Consider the following 20537-nt stretch of genomic DNA (forward strand, 5'->3'; position numbering starts at 1 on the left):
TTCAATTAGAGAATGTCAGGTGCTTTTCTTATTTTCAAGGAGGGATAGATTTGAATGTATTCGAAGCTGTGAAGCAGTCCGTCACAACAAGACAGGCTGCGGAGTATTATGGAATCCATGTAGGTCGGAACGGGATGGCTTGCTGCCCGTTCCATAACGATAAAACCCCAAGCATGAAGCTGGATCGGCGTTACCATTGCTTCGGCTGCGGTGCGGATGGGGATGTGATTGATTTTGCCGCCGCCCTGTATGGGCTGGGAAAGAAAGAAGCCGCCGTACAGCTGGCACAGGACTTCGGGCTTTCCTATGAGGACTGGAAACCGCCGGGAAAGGTAAAAAAGCCCAAGACCCGGCAGAAATCCCCGGAGGAACAGTTTCAGGAAGCAAAGAATCGCTGCTTCCGTATTCTTGCCGATTATCTCCATCTGCTGATGGCATGGAGAACGGACTACGCCCCGCACTCCCCGGAGGAAGCCTTTCATCCCCGGTTTGTGGAAGCCTTACAGAAGCAAGCCCAAGTGGAATATCTGCTGGATGTGCTGCTGTTCGGGGAAACAGAGGAAAAAGCGGATTTGATTACGGACTACGGAAAGGATGTGATACAGCTTGAACAGCGAATGGCAGAACTTGCAGCCGCAGACGCAGCAAGAACTAAAAAACACTATGAACGCCATGCAGCCGCCCCAGAGCGTTGAGGAAATCAAGGCGGGGCTGGAAACCACCGAGAAAGGCGGTGTCCGTCAGAGCATACGGAACTGCCTGACCGTATTCCAACGTGACCCTCTGCTTTCAGGGGCTATCGCATACAACATCCTGACTGACCGCAAGGACATCATAAAGCCCATCGGTTTTCACAGAGAAAGCACCGCCCTGAACGATACGGACATGAAGTATCTGCTTCTTTATCTGGAAGAAACCTACGGGCTTACCAATGAGAAAAAGATTGATAACGCCATCGGGATTGTGGCGAATGAAAACAAGTACCATCCCATCCGGGACTATCTCAATACCCTTGTGTGGGACGGGACAGAGCGAATCCGCTTCTGCCTGCGGCACTTTCTGGGGGCTGACGCAGACGATTACACCTATGAAGCGTTGAAGCTGTTCCTGCTGGGTGCAATCTCACGAGCCTTTCAGCCGGGGTGCAAGTTTGAAATCATGCTCTGTCTGGTAGGCGGTCAGGGGGCTGGAAAGTCCACCTTCTTCCGGCTGCTGGCAGTCCGGGACGAGTGGTTCTCCGATGATTTGCGGAAGCTGGACGATGACAATGTGTACCGCAAGCTGCAAGGTCACTGGATTATTGAAATGTCGGAAATGATGGCAACCGCCAACGCCAAGAGCATTGAGGAAATCAAGTCATTTTTAAGCCGGCAGAAAGAGGTCTACAAGATACCTTATGAAACCCACCCGGCAGACCGCCCCCGTCAGTGCGTGTTTGGCGGCACTTCCAATGCCCTTGACTTCCTGCCCCTTGACCGTTCCGGCAACCGCCGCTTTATCCCGGTCATGGTGTACCCGGAGCAGGCGGAAGTTCACATTTTGGAGGATGAAGCCGCTTCCAGAGCCTATATCGGGCAGATGTGGGCGGAAGCGATGGAGATTTATAAAAGCGGCAGGTTCAAGCTGGCTTTCAGCCCCGCCATGCAGCGGTATCTCAAAGAACACCAGCGGGATTTTATGCCGGAGGACACCAAAGCCGGGATGATACAGGCGTATCTTGATAAATACACCGGGAGCATGGTCTGCTCCAAGCAGCTCTATAAGGAAGCCTTGAACCATGCTTTTGACGAGCCGAAGCAATGGGAAATCCGGGAAATCAACGAGATTATGAACCAGTGCATTTCCAGCTGGCGGTACTTCCCAAACCCAAGAATGTTTTCCGAATATGGCAGACAAAAGGGCTGGGAGCGTGAAAACCCGGCAACGGACTCCGGCAACCCGTCTGAAAAAACGATGGACGGTTTTGTGGAGGTCACAGAACAGATGGAGCTTCCATTCTGAAAAGGACAGCCCGTTGCACCCCCTGTTGTTATCCCGTTGCCGAGCCGGTTGCCGGGAAAAACCCCTTATTTCCGGGCTTTTCTCCCTTATAACAACCAAAACAACAAAAAAATAAAAGAAAAGTATAAATAGTAACCATCGCCAGATTGAGATTGTTTGCAAGGTCTTTTGAAGTCCGTTGCCGGACTTCGTTGCCGACACCCTCTGTCTGGCTATTTTCATGTATGGAGGATAACTGCCTATGGCAAAAAACAAAACAGAGATTCATGTGACCACTGTATTTGACGGGGAGCTTGACGCCACTGATGTGTTCGTCAGCCTGATTTCCCAGAAATACGGAAAGACAAATACAAAAGAATATCTTGCTAAAAAGAAAGATATAGGCTATAATGAAGATGAGGTTCAAAAGAGCCAGATACCGTCTGGATTGTGTGGGTAAATGGCTATGATGAACGAAATGGAATACAGAACAATCGGTTCGGCACTTGCCGGGGGTTATCGTGCGGCGGTCTATTGCAGGCTGTCAAAGGACGATGACCTGCAAGGCGAAAGTGCCAGTATCGCAAACCAGCGTGATATGCTGGAAAAATACTGCGAAAAGCAGGGATGGGAGGTTGTGGCAGTCTATCAGGACGATGGCTTCACAGGTCTTAACATGGAGCGTCCTGACCTACAGAGAATGTTGAGAGCCATTGAGCGCAGGCAGATCAACCTTGTCATCACGAAAGACCTCAGCCGACTGGGGCGTAATTATCTGCAAACCGGGCATTTGATTGAGGACTTTTTCCCAAGAAACGGTGTCCGCTATATCGCCATGAATGACGGCATCGACACCCTGCGGGATAACAACGACATTGCCCCGTTCAAGAATATCCTGAACGAGATGTACAGCAAGGATATTTCCAAGAAAGTCCATTCCTCTTATCTTCTGAAAGCGCAGAAAGGACAGTTTACCGGGTGTCTTGCCCCGTTTGGGTATCGGAAAGACCCGGAGGACAAAAACCATCTGCTCATTGACGAGGAAACCGCCCCGATTGTGCGGCTGATTTTCGGATATGCCCTGAACGGTCATGGTCCGAACTATATCCGCAGACGGCTGGAGAAAGAAAAAATCCCCTGCCCTACATGGTGGAACCGGGAACGGGGGCTTCGCAATACCCGCACCAAATGGGAAAAGAAAGACCCAGAAAACGGGCGGTATATGTGGGACTTCTCCGTTATCAAAGACCTTTTGATGAATCCCGTCTACACCGGGGCGATTGCTTCCCAGAAAAAGGACTACCGCTTCAAAATCGGCACGATTGGGGAAAAGAAGCCGGAGGACTGGATTGTGGTGGAGGGACAGCATGAACCGCTGATTGACAGCATGAGCTTTGACATTGTGCAGAACAAGCTGAAATCCCGCCAGCGTCCGGGGCAGACCAATGAAATCAGCCTGTTTGCCGGACTGTTAAAATGCGGCGAGTGTGGGAAGTCGCTGACGGTACGCTACACAAACGCTAAACATCCCCAGCGGATTTACTCCTGCAAGACCTACAATGCCTTTGGAAAGAACCACTGCACCCAGCACCGGATTGATTATGACACCCTTTACAGCCATGTGCTGCGGAAAATCCGGGAATGTGCCAGAGCTGCCCTGATGGACGGGGAAGCGGTTGCCGACCGCCTGACCAATACCTGTGAAGCCGAGCAGCGGGAACAGCGGGAAGCAATGGAACGCTCCCTTACAAGGGACGAGGAACGGATTGAGGTTCTGGACAAAATGGTCATGCGGCTTTATGAGGATATGATTGCAGGGCGTATCAGTGAGCAGAATTTCAACACCATGCTGGAAAAGACACAGACCGAGCAGACGGAGCTTAAAACAAAAGTGTCCGAGGGCAGAAAGCGGCTGTCCGATGAAGTCCAGCTTGCCAATGATGCAAAACAATGGGTGGAAGCCATTCAGGAATACGCCAACATCACAGAGCTGGACGCAGCCACCCTCAACCGCTTAATCAAAGAAATCGTTGTGCATGAGCGCATTGACGAAGATAAAACAAGACACATTTCTATCGAAATTCATTTTAATCTCAAACCCATCCCGGAGGTGGAACAGGTCACTGCCTGACCTGTCCCGCCGGGACGGTTCTCTTAACAACACCATATAGATTTTTTGTACGCCGCCGCCCGCCATCGAGCAGAGTTTTTACACCTAATTGGGGATGAAACAGCTGATGGCCGGTGGCGGCGTGGCCCTCATCGGTATCACTCTGGTACCTCTGCTTTCCGGACTCTTCGGTTAATCTGAAGCCAGACTGCTTGCCGGAGCAGAAAATCCGGTCGGGCGGCGCAAGCTGCCTGTTTACATACCTATGCCTGGCAAATTTTATATGTGGGCATTGTCATATAGCTTTTGAATGTCCTTTGGGAGATTATCAGGGAGCATGGCATTGATCATATCCTCGCTGCCATCAGCCATTGCGGTGTCATAATACCAGCATTTGAATTCCAGCATGGCGAGCGTTTTTTCCAACTGCTTGATTTCCTCTATGACAGCAGCCTTTCGATGCTCAAATAGTTCTTTCCGTTTTGCGTAGGTGGAAGAGCCTTCTGCAACCCATTCAAAAAACTGTTTGATATCTTTGATTTCAAGACCGGATCGTTTCAGGCACTCGATAATACGCAGTGCTTCGAGTTCGTTGTCACTAAAGTAACGGATATTGCCTTTGCGTACAAGATTCGGGAAAAAGCCTTCCTTATCGTAATATCTCAAAGTTGAAATAGGGAGATGAAACATCTCGGATACCTGACCAATTGTGTACATAGAAATACCTCTTTCAAATTCACAGAAATTTTTCAAAATAATACTTGACCTAAAGTAAGGTTTAGGTTTTATGATGCCATTATAAAGCAAAGAGGCTTTCGTTTCAATAGAATTATTACATGGAGGTATCTGATATTATGAAAACAGAAGAACTCAAGATGGTTTCAGAATGGGATAAGACCTTTCCCAAGAGTGAAAAGGTGGATCACAGGAAGATCACATTTGTAAATCGCTACGGCATTACCCTTGCAGCGGATATGTATACCCCGAAGAATGCAGAGGGGAAACTTCCGGCAATTGCAGTAAGCGGTCCATTCGGGGCGGTGAAGGAGCAATGTTCCGGACTGTATGCGCAGACAATGGCAGAAAGAGGATTCCTCACAATCGCATTTGATCCCTCTTATACAGGAGAGAGCGGCGGTATGCCCAGATATATGGCATCGCCTGATATTAACACAGAGGATTTTATGGCGGCTGTTGACTTCCTTTCCGTACAGGATAATGTAGATGCAGATAAGATCGGCATTATCGGTATCTGCGGCTGGGGCGGTATGGCGATCAACGCAGCAGCTCTTGATACAAGAATCAAGGCAACGGTTGCATCCACCATGTATGATATGACAAGAGTAAATGCCAACGGATATTTTGATTCAGAGGACAGTGAAGAAGCCCGATTTGCAAAGAAGCAGGCTATGAATGCCCTTAGAACGGAGGAATATAAAAAGGGTTCCTATTCCAGAGCAGGCGGATGTGCAGAACTGCCGGTTCCTGCTGATGCACCGTTCTTTGTAAAGGATTATAGTGAATATTATAAGGGAAGATGCTATCACGAAAGAAGCCTGAATTCCAATGAAGGATGGAACAGCATTGGCTGTCAGTCCTTTATGAATCAGCCGATTCTGAAATACAGCAACGAAATCAGAAGCGCTGTTCTTATCATACATGGGGAGAAAGCGCACAGCTATTATTTCGGAAAAGACGCATATGAGGCTATGATCAGGGACAGCAAGTATGCTGCGAATAAGGAGCTTCTCACAATCCCTGGCGCAGTTCATACAGATCTCTATGACAACCTGGAGGTTATTCCTTTCGACAAGATGCAGAAATTTTTTGAAGAGAACGGAGTGTGTTAATTATGGCAAAGAAAGTAGTGATTATTTCAACAAGTCTTCGTGGCGGCAGCAATTCGGACATTCTTGCAAGGGAATGTGAGAGGGGTGCGAAAGAAGCCGGACACGAAGTAGAATACATTTCCTTAAAAGGAAAAGAGATTAAATATTGTATTGGATGCTTATCTTGTCAGGCAAAAGGGGTCTGTGTTCTGAAAGATGATGTGGCAGAAATCATGGCAAAGGTTAAGGATGCAGAGGTGCTCGTTTTTGCTACGCCGATTTATTATTATGAGATGGCCGGACAGATGAAGACGCTGCTTGACCGCTTGAATCCGCTGTTCCCCTCTGATTATGCATTCCGGGATGTTTATATGATTGCAACTGCCGCAGAGGATGCGGACAGTGCATTTGAAAAAGCATACAGTGGCCTTCAGGGATGGGTAGACTGCTTCGGAAAGGCAGCGCTGAAAGGCATTGTAACCGGTGATGGAATAGCTGATCCCAATGATGCAGGCAATCATAAAGACGCTATGCAAAACGCCTACGAGCTTGGAAAGCGTCTGTAAGGAATGAAGAAACTAATTTCAACGATCCTGTGCATTGCGTTTGTTTTTTGCTTGACAGCCTGTGGGAGCACATCAGATGATACGGCTGGAACACCAGTTTCGGAATCAGAAAACTATGTGGAACAGGCGAAGAATGACGCCACAAACAGTACAGACACGCCGGACAAGGGATATGTTGATGGCGAAACGAATACGGTTTCCGGTGAGGAAAGTGAAATGAAATTATATATCAATGATGTAGAAGTACCTGTCATCTGGGAAGAAAATGATTCGGTCGCAGAGCTTAGGGACGATGCTTCAAAGGGCGATATGATTATTTCAATGTCAAAAATGTTCGCACTCTTCCGGGATGCCCAGACATTGTGCTTCCAAAGTATAAAACAGTTATTTTTGTAAATGGGTGTTTTTGGCACAAACATGACTGTCCAAGATTTGTTTGGCCCTCTTCCAATGAGGATTACTGGATTCCAAAGATTCAGAGAAATGTGGAAAGGGATGAAATGAATACTCGCCATCTTATGTCTCTGGGGTGGAATGTACTTGTGGTATGGGAGTGTCAGCTGAAGAAAAAAGCCTTTAAACATACTATGAGCCAGTTAGAGTCTGATATTAGGAAAGGAACGGAGAAACATGAATAGATATACTTTTTCAACACAATCAGGAAAGGCATACTACTGTAACTCCATATGACGTGAAATGCCCGGTATGCGGCGTAGTCAATCACAGCCTGTTTCTCGAAGAGACGGATGGCTGGATGGAATGCGAGCACTGCGGCCATACAGCAAAATATTGCTGGGAACCGCAGACAAAAAAGCAGATTCCGGTATTTGTAATCCGAAATCTGCAGGCGCAGGTCGTACCTGCTGATTGCGTACACACATGTAGATAAGAAGGGAGTTAAATAAGTGCCACATGAAAACCTTGGATGGCGCTCGAGAAAGATATACTGCCCCAACTGCCGCCAGCTAGTAATTGGCTATGAAGGTAAAGATGGCATAACCCGAATGACCTGCGACAGGTGCGGGACCGCGATGGTCAGCAAATCGATGGGACGCAGGCATGACCGCGTTGACATATACGCCCCACGGGGTCAGGAGCGCATTTAATAATTGAATCAATTTGGCATAACGACGGAATGGTTGAGATGAAACAGGCTGCGTAAATCCATCTCCAGGTCACATGCTGTAATGATCGGTCAGTTAAACCAGACATACATGAGAGGCTGCCGACAAGACGGGATTCCTATATTCATAGGATCCCTGCCTTGCCGGTAGTCTTTTTCTTGTTATGGCGACGAGGAAAATGAACACCGTGCTTGCACGAGTGGGCATTTGACGACCGCTAATCAGCCGGTGAAGCAACGCTTCACGGCGCTTTCGGCAAGGCTTTCGAAACCAAAACATCACATCGAAAGCCTGACATGCATTAAGGGCTGAGGATACAAATATTGCTCGATCTCTGATTTTCAGAAAAGCAGTATCGGTACCCTTTCTTTAGTGCATCCATTTTCGGGAGTATGGTCAGGAACGTACTGTGAGCAATGGTATCCTTTGCTCTTCCGCAGCAGGCGGAAAGGAAAACAGTATGTATTTTGACGCAACCGAATTCGCAGCTCGCCTTAGCACTCTTCGCAAGGCACAGGGAATGACCCAGGAGGAAATAGCCGAAGCACTCAATATCAGTTTGGAGCATCTCAGCAAGATGGAACGCGGTAAGAGAAAACCGTCCATTGACCTAATCATTGCCATGGCCTGCTACTTCCATGTAAGCACCGACTATCTTCTCATGGGGAAAGATCATGACATAGTGAACAGCCGCACGAAGCTTCTGGATGTGGTGACTCAGCTGACGGAAATCGCAAAAAGCCTGTAACTCTGTGCGGGATCCTTTATTCCAATTTTATCAGTTATAATTGATATAAAGCGAACTCAAGCGGCTCATCCGAAACGAGCGGAAAGATATTCACTACTGAGGCGGCAAAGTCCTCATGTAGGAACAGACTGAAGCCCAGAAGAAGCCAGAGCCAAAGCACTCTATCACAGATAGATTGAAGTACGAGCAGGAACAGCAGAAGCAGACACAGGAGCAGAAAACTCCGAAACAGAAAAAACAGAATATGGAACTCTAACAGGCACTTGCCGTTTTCTTTGTGAAAATGTCGAGTGTCTTTTTGTTTCCAGTGAAAAAGGAAAAGACACCCGGCAGACCGTGGCTACTTTTTTGCATTTTACTTCGATATAATATGCTGATCATCACCTATCGGAAATAATCATGTCAATTCCTTGCTGCAAGGTTTCTTCATCAATTGCACCCGTTGCTTGGGCGATTGCGTTTCCCTCCTCATCAATAAAATATGTGGTAGGCAGTGAATAAACACCGTAGGTTGCAGCGGCATCCTGATCTGTATCGTAAAATACCGGGAAAGAATAGCCCTGTTCTGCGATGAAAGCAGATGCAGTTTCCACAGTCTCTCTGGAGCCATCAGTCATATTGATGATGAGAAACTGTACTTCTTCACCAATTTCCAGATATTTTTCGTTAAAATCAGGCATTTCCATTTTACATGGACTACACCAGCTTGCCCAGAAGTTTAGGACAACGGATTTCCCGATAAAATCCGAAAGATGAACTTCATTTCCATCCAGATCGTAAACTGTAAAATCCGGTGCCAATATCTTTTCTGATTCATTCTCTTGTGTTGTTGGAGTGGAGGCTTCTGTGGATTCGGTTTCCAGCGGTGTTTGTGTAGCAAGCAGATTGGGAGCCAGTTTCTGTCCAAGCTGTTTATATAGAATTCCTGCGCCACCTAAAATGAGAACAAACACAAGAAAGAGTATCATTATTATCTTCTTTTTATTCATAAACCCTCCTCAACTAAGCAGGCTGAGTAGCTGTCCCAGCGTTCCTGTTGCCATCAGGATACCCACCAATATCAGGAAACAGCCGCTGACAGTATTGATGATCCGATAGTGTTTTTTAATCCAGTTGAAGGCTGACTTCAAATAGTCGATCAGAATAGCACTGAGAAGAAAAGGAATGCCAAGTCCCAACGAATAGCAAAGCAGCATCAGCATACCTTCGATTACATGATCCTGCTGAGAGGCCAGCATCAAGGCAGAACCGAGGAATGCGCCCACACAAGGTGTCCAGCCCAAGGAAAATATTATGCCAAAGAGCATAGCGGGGAAGAACCCCATCTCACGACTGTTTAATGTTTTACTGCCGCCTCTGAACAAATTCATTTTGAAAATGCCCAGAAAATTGAGGCCAAAAAGAATTACTATCAATCCGGAAATTAAATTCACTGCACCTTTGTATTCTCGCAGGAAGCTGCCAATGGTGCCTGCCAAAGTGCCCATCGCCACAAAGATTACAGTAAACCCACTAACAAATCCCATCGCTCCCAACAAGGTCTTTTTTGTGCTGCGTTCTCCACTACCTGCAAAATAGGAGATATAGATGGGCAGCATGGGAAGCAGGCAGGGTGATATGAAGGTGATAATGCCCTCCAGGTAAGCTACTGCGTATTGCATAAACCGCTGCACCCCTTTCCGAAAATACCGGACAACAGCCAGCCGATAAAGCCCATATAGACCATCGTGATGAACGGGTTAGAAGTCAGCGGACAAGCTCCAGTGGGGCATCCCACAAAGTAGTAATATGCAAGGCCAACTAATGCGCCGCCTGCGGTAAAAAGAACTGGCTTCAGCCATTTTTTAATTTTTTCTTTCATCTCACATTCCTCCTGCTAAATATTCCTCTGCATAGTGAACAGCAGTTGCCCCATCGGCTACAGCAGTTACGACCTGCCGTAATGCCTTTGTGCGGACATCCCCAACGGCGAACACACCGGGGATGTTGGTGCGGGTACTCTCATCTGCAATAATGTATCCAGCCGGATCAATCTCAATCTGATCTTTCATCAATTCGGTGGAAGGCTTTCTTCCCACGCTTACAAATACACCATCGCAAGCAAGGGTACTTTCTTCTCCAGTTTTCACGTTCCTAATCTGGATACCGGTCAGCTTTTCGTTATGAAGCAGAGCTATAATCTCACTGTCCCAGACAAATTCTACATTTTCTGTTTTCATCAAAGGTTCATGGTAGATCTTTGTTGCTTTTAGGGTGCCTCTGCGGTGAACGACGATGACCTTTTTGCAGATCCGGGAGAGAATCAGCGCATCCGCTGCAGCGGTATTGCCACCTCCTGCGATGACAACTGTTTTATTCCGATAGAACATTCCGTCACAGGCTGCACAGTAATGGACACCTTTACCGATTAACGCCTGTTCCCCATCAACACCCAGCTCTCTGGGACCGGCTCCTGTAGCCAATACGATGGATTTTGCGTACATAGCGCCTTCGCTGGTCACAGCTTTCTTTACAGAACCTGACAGTTCCAGAGACAGCACCTCAGTCAGCTTGGTTTCCACACCAAACCGCTCCGTTCCTCGCTTCATTTTTTCTCCCAGGGAGAAACCGTCGATGCCATCCTCGAAGCCGGGATAGTTGTCGATTTGCTCGGTCAGAGCCATCTGCCCACCGGCAGACAGCTTTTCTAAAACCACGGTGTCCATTCCTGCTCTTGCAGCATAAAGGGCTGCGGTATACCCGCCGGGACCGCCACCTACAACAATCATGTCATAGATATGCTGCGCATTATTTACTTCCTGAGTCCGGTGCTGTAAGGTTTCCTCAATAAAAGCCACCAGCTGCGCTCTGGATTCTGGAGCGACGATAGAGCCAAGAGTTTGTCCGCTGTGATAGATCAGCAGAGTAGGGACAACTTCAATAGCCTCGGTCTCAGCCAATTCCGGTTCATCATCAATGTTGACAGCAGTGAATATCAGTGTATCCTTATATTCCTCAGCAACGCTTTCCAATGCTGGAGCCAGACGGCGGCAATATACGCACCAAGGGGCTGAAAACTCCACCAGAACAGTCTTTCCGCTATGCACCATTTCTTCAAATTGATTTCTATTAATATTGATAACTGCCATATTACCAGCTCCTTTCCTTTGCTTGATTATAGTATAGCCAATCTAAAATAATATTTCGGTGATGATATCACATAAAATAGTGCGACATTGCTGCCGCACTAAAATTTTTCGTTATTAAGTAACTCGAGGATATGTTCACTGGAACAGATGATTTGAGACTGCTTATCTTTTATGGATGTTTTTTTTGCCTCCTCCAGCGAGAGAGAAGCATATAAATGAACCGTGTATGCTTCCTGCCTGAGAGAATCTTTATACTGTTCAGCTGCAAGATATTGTTTTTCAAAAATACTAATTTTATTTTGGAGATCACCAATCTGCTGTTGAAGCGACATCACTTTTTTCTTTTGAATATAGAGGAAAAAAGTAAGAAGAAGTAGTAGTAATATGATTGGTAGGATAATAATAATCATTCTTATTACTTTCCCTCCTTTATCAAAAGATAAGTCTTAACTGCATTACGGAGCGTTTCTGGTAGAACGGGAACAGGCAAGATGATCACCTTACCCGTATTCTTTTCAATCGTTATTTCTGATTCCGGTTGATTGGACAGAAGAATTACGGGTGTTCTTTTATCCGCCCGCCATGGCTGATCCGGCTGTTTTGTCAGAGCTTCTGTAACAACCCAAAGCATAGGCTTTTTCTTTCCAAGCTTTTTTCTTGCAGCTTCCGGGGTTTCAAATACAAGGATATGTTTGGATAAGTTCTGCAGTACCAGTCTCAGTCCGTTCCCATAGGCTGAATCACTGCACATAATGACAATCGTGGCATTTGATTGCTCATCCTGTGATGCCTTTATAAAATCAAGAACTGGCGTATTATAAAGGTTGAAATCTTTTTCTGTATGTTCTGCTTCATAATAAGCTCTGACCGCTCGACACATTCTTCGGCAAAACTGTTCAATATCAATACGGATGTCCGTGAGGCTGTTGTCAGAACTTATTCTATCCAGTTGGCAAACGGAAGTTCCGCAATTCACACCCAAGTGAAAACGAATCGAAGTATTGTCCTCAGTATTTGCAAAGCCTTTGTTTTGGTGCAGGTATTCACATCGAAGCTGCCAGCATCGTTCTCCGCAGATATACGGAGAGATATCCTGCGCAGAAACTTTAAAGAAAGGTGCTGCGTATGTATCAAACCAACGAATATATTGATTCCCTACATCACGAGTTGGTCTCTGCTTTCTATCCAGAACAGCACGCCCATCCCGATAACGCTTTACAATTTCTGGGAAAGCAATGCCGCCGCAAATATCAGGCAAAGTCAGCACCAATGCCAAAGCAGATTGCCAGCGTCCATCCTCAATGTTCAGTTCTACTTCCTCTATGCGATGTAAAAAGGTAAAGCTGGCATTGTCTTGACTCATAGGTATCCTCCTGTAAAAAATCCGCCTGCCGGAAAACCGACAGGCGGCATACTGCCTTTTATACTTCCATCATCTATAGGCTATGGTGATTAAAGAACCAAAGAAGGAGCAGAGTAAACTCGTGCTGCCAATTCCTGATTGAGCATATACAAGCTCTTGGGATCGGAGCCAAAGAGTTCAATTTTGGAAATCAAATTCTTTGCATTGGTTTCTTCTTCACCTTGTTCTTTCACAAACCAATCGAGGAACTGCATGGTACGGAAATCCTTTGCTTCGTAAGCCTCACTATAGATATCATTAATCAGCGAGGTCACATATTTTTCGTGCTCAAGACCTGCCTTCAAAACATCCATATGGCAAGCTGCATTCAGATCAGGCTTGTCAATGGCTTCAAGCGTTACCTTCTGGTTTTCGTTTTGCAGGTACTGATAGAAAAGCATGGCGTGGTCACGCTCTTCCTGAGCCTGAATTTTATACCAGTTGGCAAAGCCGTCAAGCCCGACTTCCTCGAAATAGTTTGAAAAATTGAGATAAAGGTATGCGGAATAGAATTCCTTATTTATCTGTTGATTGATAAGCGCATGTACTTTTTCGTTCATTTGCAAGAATCTCCATGTTAAATTTCAGTTTTCCACAGGCCGTGGAGGTTGCAATAAGCATAGACAGCTACTGCTTTATCGTCTCCCAGGGAGAAGGTGACATGGGGTTCGTCACCGGGCTTCAAAACCTTACGCTGACCACCGTTTTCGGTCTGGACATAGACCCACTCGATGAAATGCTCCGGAAGCATAGGATGATCTACAGAACCCACATTGACATGGATTGCACCATCTTCAACAGTAACAGCAGGCAGATGCTTTTCGCCGCTGGCTTCTACGGTGTTGGGTAGTAGGGCAGTCATTTTCTGCCCGCAGCACATCATAGGTACGCCGGAGTCGTGAATCATGCCCACCAGATTGCCGCAGTGTTCGCAGATATAAAACTTTGCACTCATTTTAATTTCCTCCGTTTTATCAATAGTTTTCCGCACGCACTTCGAAGAATGCCTGAGGATGCTTGCAGACAGGGCAGATCTCAGGAGCCTTGGTTCCTACTACGATATGTCCGCAGTTACGGCACTCCCAGATGGTAACGCCGCTCTTCTCAAACACCTGCATGGTCTCCACGTTGCTCAAAAGCTTGCGGTAGCGCTCCTCGTGCATCTTCTCAATGGCAGCTACGCCACGGAACTGTTCAGCCAGATCATGGAATCCCTCCTCATCAGCTTCACGAGCCATGCGGTCATACATATCCGTCCACTCGGCGTTCTCACCTTCAGCAGCATGGAGCAGGTTCTCGGCAGTATCGCCCAGCTCGCCCAGAGCTTTGAACCACAACTTGGCGTGCTCCATCTCGTTCTGTGCAGTATGCAGGAACAGAGCAGCAATCTGCTCGTAACCGGCTTTCTTGGCTACTGAAGCAAAGTAAGTATATTTGTTGCGTGCCTGAGATTCACCAGCAAAGGCTTCCCACAGATTTTTCTCGGTTTTGGTGCCTGCATAGGGATTCTTTGCAGGAGCCGCAGCATCCTCAATCTTCACAAACTTGTCGGCGGGCTGCTTGCAGATGGGGCACTTAAAATCAGGTGTCATAGGGCCTTCGTGAATGTAACCGCAGACTGTGCATTTCCATTTTTCCATTTTCTTTTCCTCCGTTTTTTCATTGAATTGAATGTTTTTTAACAGGGATTCCACAGCATCCACAGGAATGCCGGGATACGTTTTAATACTTTCCAGAAACGATCTGGTGTTGCTGCTCTGAGGCAGCATAAAGCCGGCTTCTCTGCACAGATCCTCAGCCATCAGGCGAGAGGATTTTTCCACAGCGACGCTCAAGACATCAGGAAGCTGCGAAGCAATGTTCTCTGCATTGGCTTTGCTTTGAACTAAGCCACGAAGCGCTTCGACAACTTTTTCTTCTTTCGGCTGCTGCGGCGGCAGTTCTTTTGGAACCATAGAGATTGCAGAGGATGGACAGGCTTCGGCACAGGCACCGCAGCCGATACACTTTTCAGGATCAATGATGCTGTTCTCTGTATCAGTCGCTCCGGTTGGGCAGACATAGAGGCAAAGGCAATCCTTGGTACATAAGCGAAGATTTCTTACTGCATATTTTTCAGCCATAGTTATGCCCTCCCTTCCATTTTTTCAAATTTCCAACTGGGAACCTTACACACCGGACATAGCTCCGGTGCTATGTCACCAACATAGACAAAACCACAGACCGTGCAAACCCAGACACCGGTGTTTTCCAACATCTTGTCTCCCTCAGATTCATATCGAGTCAGCAGAGATTGGAGCATTCGGGTAACCTTTTCACTCCACACCTGACAGCGCAGACCACCCCGATCAGGCTTTTCACCGGCTATAGCATTGCCATAGGGATACCCTACAGACAAATCCTTGTCAATGAGTTCCAGCAGCTTGGCTGTGCTGGCCTCCTCGACGGGCGCAGCCTTGCTTCTGAAGAACTCTGCCAGTTTTCTGAAATCATCTGCCTGCTGGGGAAGATACTGCTTTTCGCAGCCACGGGCCAGATTGGAGCAGATGATGCTCATTTCCATGGGAGAGAGTTCCTTGTCCACATGGGGCTTTTCAAGGATCTCCTGGGACGCTGTTTTTTCATCTTTGGGTTTGAAAGCGTCTTTGCCTGCTTTACAGACAGGACACTTCCAATCGGCAGGTAGGTCTTCCCACTTGCCACCGACAGCTTCATCGTGGATATATCCACAAATGCCGCAAACATATTGTTTCATAGGTTTTACCGCCTCCTTTATCTATATTTTATCAAATCACGACACATATTCCGTGACTTAATCACCTATTTCAGTCGCAGGAGTGATGGCCGCAGCCGTGGGAACCGCAAGAGTGACCTTCCCCATGGTGGTCGTGATGATCACACCGGACATTGGGGTTGAAGTCCAGCTCGCCTGCTGCCAGTGCTTCTGCTGCTGCATCAGCGTTGCCGGAAACACCACCATAAAGCCGGATACCCACATCGCTCAGTGCCATCTGGGCACCGCCGCCAATACCGCCGCAGATCAGGGCATCCACCTTCAGTGCACTCAGGACGCCTGCCAGTGCACCATGTCCGCTGCCGCCAGCATCCACAACCTCAGACGAAATGATTTTTCCATCTTCCACATCGTAGATTTTAAACTGTTCGGTGTGACCGAAGTGCTGAAAGATTTCTCCGTTTTCATAAGTGACTGCAATTCTCATAATATTATCTCCTTTCGGTTTTTCGTGCATCGGATGAATTTTTTGCTGATAGCAATTTTTGCACCCGTAGGCTGCGCTGTTTCCGCTGCAGAGTGTAAAATCCCCTCCCTCGATTCGCAGAGGAAGTCCCTCAACCAGCGCATCGGCCAATTTTTTGCGGGCAGCTGCATAAATCTGCTGAACCGTTGTTCTGGCAATACGCATATATTCTCCGCATTGCTCCTGAGAAAAACCTTCACGGTCAATCAGGCGAATGGATTCATACTCATCCACATTCAGGACAATGGGAGTCAGTTCCTCGCCGCCACGAACCGGAACAAAACCATCATTATCCGGCAAACAACAAACTTTTCTGCATTTTCTCGGTCTTGGCATAGATTCACCTCCATATTATTTTCGGCATATGCCATTTATACGACCATTGTACATCTCCTTTTCCTATATGTCAACGGAATTATTGACATATGCTATAAATTATTTTATACTATGTGTATTCAAGGAGGTGTACCCATGGATTTTTCATCCTATTTTCCAATTTGGAACAAACTGACACCGACCCAGCAGCAGATTTTGGAGCGAAATGCAGTTTTACGAAAAGTGGACAAAGGGACCGTGATTCATAATGGAACTGTGGAGTGTACTGGTCTTCTGCTGGTAAGAAGCGGACAGCTTCGTGCCTATATTCTTTCCGATGAAGGACGAGAGATTAGCCTCTATCGTTTGTTTGATCGGGATATTTGCCTGTTTTCCGCCTCCTGTATGATGAACAGTATTCAGTTTGAGATTACCATTGAGGCGCAGAAGGATACCACGATGTGGGTTATTTCTGCTGACACTTATCAGCACATTATGAAAGAGTCTGCTGTGGTAGCTAATTTTACCAACGAAATTATGGCAACCCGTTTTTCTGAGGTTATGTGGCTCATGGAGCAGATCATGTGGAAAAGTTTTGATAAAAGGTTGGCAGGATTTCTGCTGGAGGAATGCGGCTTAGAGGGAACAAATATCCTCAAGATTACCCATGAAACCATTGCGAGCCACATGGGTACCGCCCGTGAGGTAGTTACCCGAATGCTTCGCTATTTCCAGAACGAGGGTATGGTGAAGCTGGCGCGGGGCACCGTGGAGATTTGTGAAGAAAGGAGATTGCAGGAACTTTCTGATACATAGAAGACCTGTATCGTTGATGATGAAAATCATATTGCTCACCGCCCTCGGCGTTGGGGGCGCGACCATTTTTGGAAGTCTCATTGGCTTTGTCTTTCGGAATATCTCCCACAAATTCTCCGACATAGTGCTGTCCTTTGCGGCAGGTGTTATGCTGTCTGCGGCTGTACTGGGACTGATTCTGCCATCTCTCAATTATGGCGGAACCCATGGGATCCTCGTTTCCATCATCGGGATCTTTACTGGGGCGGTGTGCCTGAATCTCATTGATAAGCTGGTTCCCCACCTGCATAGGCTGGTGGGAACCGATACGGAAACACATCGCAGCACCAACCTTGACAAGGTATTGCTGTTTGTCACAGCCATCGCAATCCATAACCTGCCGGAGGGGATTGCCGCCGGTGTCAGCTTTGGAAGTGAAGACACGGCGCAGGCGATGATGATCGCCTGCGGTATCGCCCTGCAGAACATCCCCGAAGGCATGGTGATCATTGCGCCCATGCTGGCAGCAGGCGTATCCCCGGTAAAAACCTTTGTCTGCGCCATGGTGACCGGGCTGATCGAAGTCGTCGGTACGCTTCTGGGATATTGGGCCGTAAGCATTGCTTCGGCCATTCTCCCCTTTGCTCTGGCCTTTGCGGGAGGAACCATGCTCTATGTCATCAGCGATGAAATGATTCCCGAAACCCATGCCCACGGCAGCGAGACCGGAGCAACCTATGCGCTCCTGGCCGGATTCTGTGTGATGCTGGTCAGTGATTTCTTTTTGGGGTAAAGTGTGATTCAGATGTTTGAAATGTTTGCTGCAGTCAGAGGATGAAAATCCGCCGCATCTCTACCAAAATTGTTGGAGAGATGCGGCGGATGTTTATTTGTCCATGCCGCAGGCGGTAGCCGATTCAATGAGGCAGCGGTCATGTATCACCGCGTCGTAGAACCGGAAGCCGCCGGAGAAGTTATAACAGTCAAAGCCGTTTCCGGCCAGGATACGACAGGCAATGTAGCTGCGCAGACCGCTCTGACAGATGACGTAGACAGGCTTACGCTTATCCAGCTCACCCAGCCGCTCCCGCAGCTCGTCCACCGGGATGTTAAAGAAGCCGTCAATGTGTCCGTGTGCGAATTCTTCCACAGTGCGGGTGTCCAACAGAGTTACGCTTCCGTCACGAGGAAGACGATCTGCATCTTCCAGATGCCATTGTTTCAGAACACCGTTTGCGATATTCTCAACCATAAAGCCAGCCATATTTACCGGGTCTTTCGCAGAGGAATAAGGCGGTGCGTAGGCCAGATCCAGATCCCTCAGTTCCGTGGCTTTCATTCCTGCCCGGATAGCGGTGGCCAGCACATCAATGCGCTTATCCACACCTTCATAGCCTACGATCTGCGCACCCAGCAGGCGGTAAGTCGCCTTTTCAAAGACCACCTTCATTGTCATGACTTTCCCGCCGGGGTAGTAACCTGCATGGCTCATGGGCGACAGGATAACCGTATCAACATCCAGCCCTGTTTTTCTGGCGTTGGTCTCATTTACGCCGGTAGTAGCGGCAGTCATGCCGAAGATCTTGATGACACTGCTGCCTTGGGAGCCGGTATAATGGCTGTCTCCGCCACAGATGTTGTCCGCAGCGATTCGTCCCTGTTTATTGGCAGGGCCAGCCAAAGAGATCAGAGCATCCTGCCCGGTGACGAAGTGCTTCACCTGCACCGCATCGCCCACGGCATAGATGTCGGAAATGGAGGTTTCCATTCGGTCATTGACCACAATACTTCCTTTAATACCCAGTTCCAACCCGGCATCCTTTGCAAGGGTGGTTTCGGGAGAAACACCAATGGCCAGGATTACCATATCCGCATGGAGAGGCTGTTCGTCTTTCAGCAGCACATCCACGCCGCCGTCCCTTTCCTCAAACCCTTCTACGGTATGACCAAGTGCCAGCTTTACACCGTGCTTGCGCATTTCATTATGGATGAAAGAAGCCATATCGGCATCAAAGGGATTCATAAGCTGTTTTGGACGCTGGACAATGGTGACATCCATCCCCAGCTCTCGCAGGTTTTCTGCCAGCTCCAATCCAATGAAGCCACCACCTGCCAGTACAGCGGATTTGGGATGGTTTGCATTGATGTAATCCTTGATGCAGAAGGTATCTTCAACAGTGCGCAGGGTAAACAGCTTATCAAGACCTACACCGGGAAGCCGGGGCTGGGTAGGCTTGGCTCCGGGAGAGAGAATCAGCTTGTCATAGCTCTCCTCGAACTCCTCACCGGTTTCCAGATTTTTCACGGAAACGGTTTTTTCTTCAGGATGAATCGCTGTGACCTCATGACGCACCTTCATGTTCACACGGAACCGGGAGAAGAAGCTTTCCGGGGTCTGGAGGGTCAGATCCGACCGTTCGGTAATCACATCACCGATATAGTATGGCAGACCACAGTTGGCATAGGAGATATACCCCGAGCGCTCAAAAACTACGATTTCTGCCTGCTCATTCAGTCTGCGAATACGGGCGGCAGCGGTAGCACCGCCTGCCACACCGCCTACAATGACAACTTTCATATTATCGTTCCACCTTTCCTGCATAAGCGGAAATTCCGCCTATGTTTTTCACGTTGGTATAACCCAGCTGCTGCAAAACAGCAGCTGCCTGGCGGCTTCTTGCACCACTGAGACAGTGTACAAAGATGGGGGTAGCTTTATTGTCAATCATGCCAGCCACTTTGTCAATGAATGGACTGCAAAGGAATATTTTTACTGCCGGGGATATGCCCCTGCCGGTATTCGTCGGGGGTGCGAACATCCAGCAGGACTGCGCCATCCGTAGTGCTATATTCTTTGACACCCTGATTGATGTCAGGGCCTTTCAGAAAATCGAAGAATCTCATCTTTGCACCTGTTATGAAGTGACCTCCTGTCAAGATTTAATTCGAGGAAATCACAACCATTTTCCTTTCCTAATTTTTAACACTGGGTACAGAGGCAGGGCCTCAGATCTAACAGTCCCCGGCCTTGGCCACTCTGTTATTCGTGGATTGGTTACCTACAGGTCAATGGTCCGCCGTGAATCTTGCCGTCTCCTAGCGTGAATCAAAATATGTAAATATAGTGTCAACAGAGGTGCGTCGCAAATAATTCGGACCTAAGAGTTCTCCAAGCCCCTGCCTCTGCATCCAGTGTTAGTTTTGTTATGCAGATGATATCTGATAAAATCAGATAAATCTGCTTAATTACCTTCTTGATATTCAGATGTATCTGTCATAG

Annotated in this window: 24 protein-coding genes and 4 pseudogenes; 12 read left to right on the top strand and 16 right to left on the bottom strand. The window is 47.7% G+C overall.

The annotated features are described in order from the left end of the window. Positions 1-50 precede the first annotated feature (50 nt). From ACTNCH_RS04625 to ACTNCH_RS04645, 5 genes and pseudogenes are all read left to right on the top strand, one after another. Entirely contained in the window at positions 51-695 is a 645-nt protein-coding gene (locus ACTNCH_RS04625) for a CHC2 zinc finger domain-containing protein (RefSeq protein ID WP_002584324.1), read from the top strand. After that, positions 664-2001, top strand: a complete 1338-nt coding sequence (locus ACTNCH_RS04630) for a virulence-associated E family protein (protein WP_002584323.1) — start codon at positions 664-666, stop codon at positions 1999-2001. Before ACTNCH_RS04625 ends, ACTNCH_RS04630 begins: the two co-directional genes overlap by 32 nt. A 241-nt stretch (positions 2002-2242) precedes the next feature. Continuing rightward, on the top strand, positions 2243-2440 hold the full coding sequence (locus ACTNCH_RS04635; protein ID WP_002569220.1) for a hypothetical protein: 198 nt from the start codon (positions 2243-2245) through the stop codon (positions 2438-2440). Further along, on the top strand, positions 2441-4111 hold the full coding sequence (locus ACTNCH_RS04640; protein WP_002584321.1) for a recombinase family protein: 1671 nt from the start codon (positions 2441-2443) through the stop codon (positions 4109-4111). A gap of 91 nt (positions 4112-4202) precedes the next feature. Further along, a pseudogene (locus ACTNCH_RS04645) lies at positions 4203-4286 on the top strand (Maff2 family mobile element protein); the annotation flags it as partial. Between the two features lie 83 nt (positions 4287-4369). Here ACTNCH_RS04645 and ACTNCH_RS04650 read toward each other — a convergent pair. Further along, positions 4370-4807, bottom strand: coding sequence for a MerR family transcriptional regulator (locus ACTNCH_RS04650; protein WP_441019062.1), 438 nt, complete (start codon positions 4805-4807; stop codon positions 4370-4372). 137 nt (positions 4808-4944) lie between these two features. Here ACTNCH_RS04650 and ACTNCH_RS04655 point away from each other — a divergent pair, with 137 nt between their 5' ends. From ACTNCH_RS04655 to ACTNCH_RS04675, 5 genes are all read left to right on the top strand, one after another. Continuing rightward, on the top strand, positions 4945-5940 hold the full coding sequence (locus ACTNCH_RS04655) for an alpha/beta hydrolase (RefSeq protein ID WP_441019064.1): 996 nt from the start codon (positions 4945-4947) through the stop codon (positions 5938-5940). A 2-nt stretch (positions 5941-5942) separates the two neighbouring features. Next, positions 5943-6485: a flavodoxin family protein gene (locus ACTNCH_RS04660; RefSeq protein ID WP_441019066.1), complete on the top strand. Its 543-nt coding sequence runs from the start codon at positions 5943-5945 to the stop codon at positions 6483-6485. A 3-nt stretch (positions 6486-6488) separates the two neighbouring features. Next, positions 6489-6881: a hypothetical protein gene (locus ACTNCH_RS04665; RefSeq protein ID WP_441019068.1), complete on the top strand. Its 393-nt coding sequence runs from the start codon at positions 6489-6491 to the stop codon at positions 6879-6881. Beyond that, positions 6848-7123 (top strand): hypothetical protein, encoded by a 276-nt coding sequence (locus tag ACTNCH_RS04670; RefSeq protein ID WP_441019070.1) that lies wholly within the window; start codon positions 6848-6850, stop codon positions 7121-7123. Before ACTNCH_RS04665 ends, ACTNCH_RS04670 begins: the two co-directional genes overlap by 34 nt. A gap of 895 nt (positions 7124-8018) precedes the next feature. Further along, entirely contained in the window at positions 8019-8357 is a 339-nt protein-coding gene (locus tag ACTNCH_RS04675) for a helix-turn-helix domain-containing protein (RefSeq protein WP_441019072.1), read from the top strand. 380 nt (positions 8358-8737) lie between these two features. On the opposite strand, the gene ACTNCH_RS04680 is transcribed toward ACTNCH_RS04675, so the two are convergent. The 13 genes and pseudogenes from ACTNCH_RS04680 to ACTNCH_RS04740 form a co-directional block, all read right to left on the bottom strand. Further along, positions 8738-9346: a TlpA family protein disulfide reductase gene (locus ACTNCH_RS04680; RefSeq protein WP_441019074.1), complete on the bottom strand. Its 609-nt coding sequence runs from the start codon at positions 9344-9346 to the stop codon at positions 8738-8740. Between the two features lie 9 nt (positions 9347-9355). Further along, on the bottom strand, positions 9356-10018 hold the full coding sequence (locus ACTNCH_RS04685; protein ID WP_441019076.1) for a cytochrome c biogenesis CcdA family protein: 663 nt from the start codon (positions 10016-10018) through the stop codon (positions 9356-9358). After that, the gene (locus ACTNCH_RS04690; protein WP_441019078.1) at positions 10003-10218 is read right to left on the bottom strand and encodes a DUF6132 family protein; all 216 of its coding nucleotides are present in this window, start codon (positions 10216-10218) and stop codon (positions 10003-10005) included. Before ACTNCH_RS04690 ends, ACTNCH_RS04685 begins: the two co-directional genes overlap by 16 nt. 1 nt (position 10219) lies before the next feature. Then, positions 10220-11125: a thioredoxin-disulfide reductase gene (gene trxB / locus ACTNCH_RS04695; protein WP_279201343.1), complete on the bottom strand. Its 906-nt coding sequence runs from the start codon at positions 11123-11125 to the stop codon at positions 10220-10222. A 63-nt stretch (positions 11126-11188) separates the two neighbouring features. Further along, positions 11189-11485: pseudogene (locus ACTNCH_RS04700) on the bottom strand (thioredoxin family protein); the annotation flags it as partial. A 98-nt stretch (positions 11486-11583) separates the two neighbouring features. Further along, positions 11584-11895, bottom strand: a complete 312-nt coding sequence (locus ACTNCH_RS04705) for a hypothetical protein (protein ID WP_441019080.1) — start codon at positions 11893-11895, stop codon at positions 11584-11586. A gap of 5 nt (positions 11896-11900) precedes the next feature. Further along, positions 11901-12848: a hypothetical protein gene (locus tag ACTNCH_RS04710; RefSeq protein ID WP_441019082.1), complete on the bottom strand. Its 948-nt coding sequence runs from the start codon at positions 12846-12848 to the stop codon at positions 11901-11903. Between the two features lie 89 nt (positions 12849-12937). Beyond that, positions 12938-13447 carry a ferritin gene (locus tag ACTNCH_RS04715; RefSeq protein ID WP_235254960.1) on the bottom strand — a complete coding sequence of 170 codons (510 nt, stop codon included), beginning with the start codon at positions 13445-13447 and terminating at the stop codon, positions 12938-12940. Between the two features lie 17 nt (positions 13448-13464). Next, on the bottom strand, positions 13465-13842 hold the full coding sequence (locus ACTNCH_RS04720; RefSeq protein ID WP_427819383.1) for a desulfoferrodoxin family protein: 378 nt from the start codon (positions 13840-13842) through the stop codon (positions 13465-13467). Positions 13843-13861: 19 nt separating this feature from the next. Then, positions 13862-14422, bottom strand: coding sequence for a rubrerythrin (gene rbr, locus ACTNCH_RS04725; RefSeq protein WP_334296353.1), 561 nt, complete (start codon positions 14420-14422; stop codon positions 13862-13864). Between the two features lie 18 nt (positions 14423-14440). Further along, positions 14441-15010: pseudogene (locus ACTNCH_RS04730) on the bottom strand (4Fe-4S binding protein); the annotation flags it as partial. Between the two features lie 2 nt (positions 15011-15012). Next, the gene (locus ACTNCH_RS04735) at positions 15013-15642 is read right to left on the bottom strand and encodes a rubredoxin-like domain-containing protein (RefSeq protein WP_317244333.1); all 630 of its coding nucleotides are present in this window, start codon (positions 15640-15642) and stop codon (positions 15013-15015) included. Positions 15643-15712: 70 nt separating this feature from the next. Next, the gene (locus tag ACTNCH_RS04740; protein ID WP_235254956.1) at positions 15713-16483 is read right to left on the bottom strand and encodes a NifB/NifX family molybdenum-iron cluster-binding protein; all 771 of its coding nucleotides are present in this window, start codon (positions 16481-16483) and stop codon (positions 15713-15715) included. Positions 16484-16618: 135 nt separating this feature from the next. Between ACTNCH_RS04740 and ACTNCH_RS04745 the strand changes: the two genes are divergently transcribed. After that, positions 16619-17278 (top strand): Crp/Fnr family transcriptional regulator, encoded by a 660-nt coding sequence (locus tag ACTNCH_RS04745; RefSeq protein ID WP_441019086.1) that lies wholly within the window; start codon positions 16619-16621, stop codon positions 17276-17278. A gap of 16 nt (positions 17279-17294) precedes the next feature. Further along, positions 17295-18050, top strand: coding sequence for a ZIP family metal transporter (locus ACTNCH_RS04750; RefSeq protein ID WP_441019088.1), 756 nt, complete (start codon positions 17295-17297; stop codon positions 18048-18050). 93 nt (positions 18051-18143) lie between these two features. On the opposite strand, the gene ACTNCH_RS04755 is transcribed toward ACTNCH_RS04750, so the two are convergent. Next, a complete protein-coding gene (locus ACTNCH_RS04755) occupies positions 18144-19835 on the bottom strand; it encodes an FAD-dependent oxidoreductase (protein WP_441019090.1) in 1692 nt (563 codons plus the stop codon). 1 nt (position 19836) lies between these two features. Next, positions 19837-20161, bottom strand: a pseudogene (locus tag ACTNCH_RS04760) (rhodanese-like domain-containing protein). Positions 20162-20537: the final 376 nt, after the last annotated feature.

This window comes from Candidatus Merdisoma sp. HCP28S3_D10 (genome assembly GCF_052065835.1).
GTDB lineage: Bacteria > Bacillota > Clostridia > Lachnospirales > Lachnospiraceae > Laedolimicola.

What these genes read in the sequence shown, in the direction of transcription:
- ACTNCH_RS04630 (WP_002584323.1), top strand. Translation starts at nt 664, where the DNA reads ATGAACGCCATGCAGCCGCCCCAGAGCGTTGAGGAAATCAAGGCGGGG.
- ACTNCH_RS04635 (WP_002569220.1), top strand. Translation starts at nt 2,243, where the DNA reads ATGGCAAAAAACAAAACAGAGATTCATGTGACCACTGTATTTGACGGG.
- ACTNCH_RS04640 (WP_002584321.1), top strand. Translation starts at nt 2,441, where the DNA reads ATGGCTATGATGAACGAAATGGAATACAGAACAATCGGTTCGGCACTT.
- ACTNCH_RS04650 (WP_441019062.1), bottom strand. Translation starts at nt 4,807, where the DNA reads ATGTACACAATTGGTCAGGTATCCGAGATGTTTCATCTCCCTATTTCA.
- ACTNCH_RS04655 (WP_441019064.1), top strand. Translation starts at nt 4,945, where the DNA reads ATGAAAACAGAAGAACTCAAGATGGTTTCAGAATGGGATAAGACCTTT.
- ACTNCH_RS04660 (WP_441019066.1), top strand. Translation starts at nt 5,943, where the DNA reads ATGGCAAAGAAAGTAGTGATTATTTCAACAAGTCTTCGTGGCGGCAGC.
- ACTNCH_RS04665 (WP_441019068.1), top strand. Translation starts at nt 6,489, where the DNA reads ATGAAGAAACTAATTTCAACGATCCTGTGCATTGCGTTTGTTTTTTGC.
- ACTNCH_RS04680 (WP_441019074.1), bottom strand. Translation starts at nt 9,346, where the DNA reads ATGAATAAAAAGAAGATAATAATGATACTCTTTCTTGTGTTTGTTCTC.
- ACTNCH_RS04685 (WP_441019076.1), bottom strand. Translation starts at nt 10,018, where the DNA reads ATGCAATACGCAGTAGCTTACCTGGAGGGCATTATCACCTTCATATCA.
- ACTNCH_RS04690 (WP_441019078.1), bottom strand. Translation starts at nt 10,218, where the DNA reads ATGAAAGAAAAAATTAAAAAATGGCTGAAGCCAGTTCTTTTTACCGCA.
- trxB (WP_279201343.1), bottom strand. Translation starts at nt 11,125, where the DNA reads ATGATTGTTGTAGGTGGCGGTCCCGGCGGGTATACCGCAGCCCTTTAT.
- ACTNCH_RS04705 (WP_441019080.1), bottom strand. Translation starts at nt 11,895, where the DNA reads ATGATTATTATTATCCTACCAATCATATTACTACTACTTCTTCTTACT.
- ACTNCH_RS04710 (WP_441019082.1), bottom strand. Translation starts at nt 12,848, where the DNA reads ATGAGTCAAGACAATGCCAGCTTTACCTTTTTACATCGCATAGAGGAA.
- ACTNCH_RS04715 (WP_235254960.1), bottom strand. Translation starts at nt 13,447, where the DNA reads ATGAACGAAAAAGTACATGCGCTTATCAATCAACAGATAAATAAGGAA.
- ACTNCH_RS04720 (WP_427819383.1), bottom strand. Translation starts at nt 13,842, where the DNA reads ATGAGTGCAAAGTTTTATATCTGCGAACACTGCGGCAATCTGGTGGGC.
- ACTNCH_RS04735 (WP_317244333.1), bottom strand. Translation starts at nt 15,642, where the DNA reads ATGAAACAATATGTTTGCGGCATTTGTGGATATATCCACGATGAAGCT.
- ACTNCH_RS04740 (WP_235254956.1), bottom strand. Translation starts at nt 16,483, where the DNA reads ATGCCAAGACCGAGAAAATGCAGAAAAGTTTGTTGTTTGCCGGATAAT.
- ACTNCH_RS04745 (WP_441019086.1), top strand. Translation starts at nt 16,619, where the DNA reads ATGGATTTTTCATCCTATTTTCCAATTTGGAACAAACTGACACCGACC.
- ACTNCH_RS04750 (WP_441019088.1), top strand. Translation starts at nt 17,295, where the DNA reads ATGATGAAAATCATATTGCTCACCGCCCTCGGCGTTGGGGGCGCGACC.
- ACTNCH_RS04755 (WP_441019090.1), bottom strand. Translation starts at nt 19,835, where the DNA reads ATGAAAGTTGTCATTGTAGGCGGTGTGGCAGGCGGTGCTACCGCTGCC.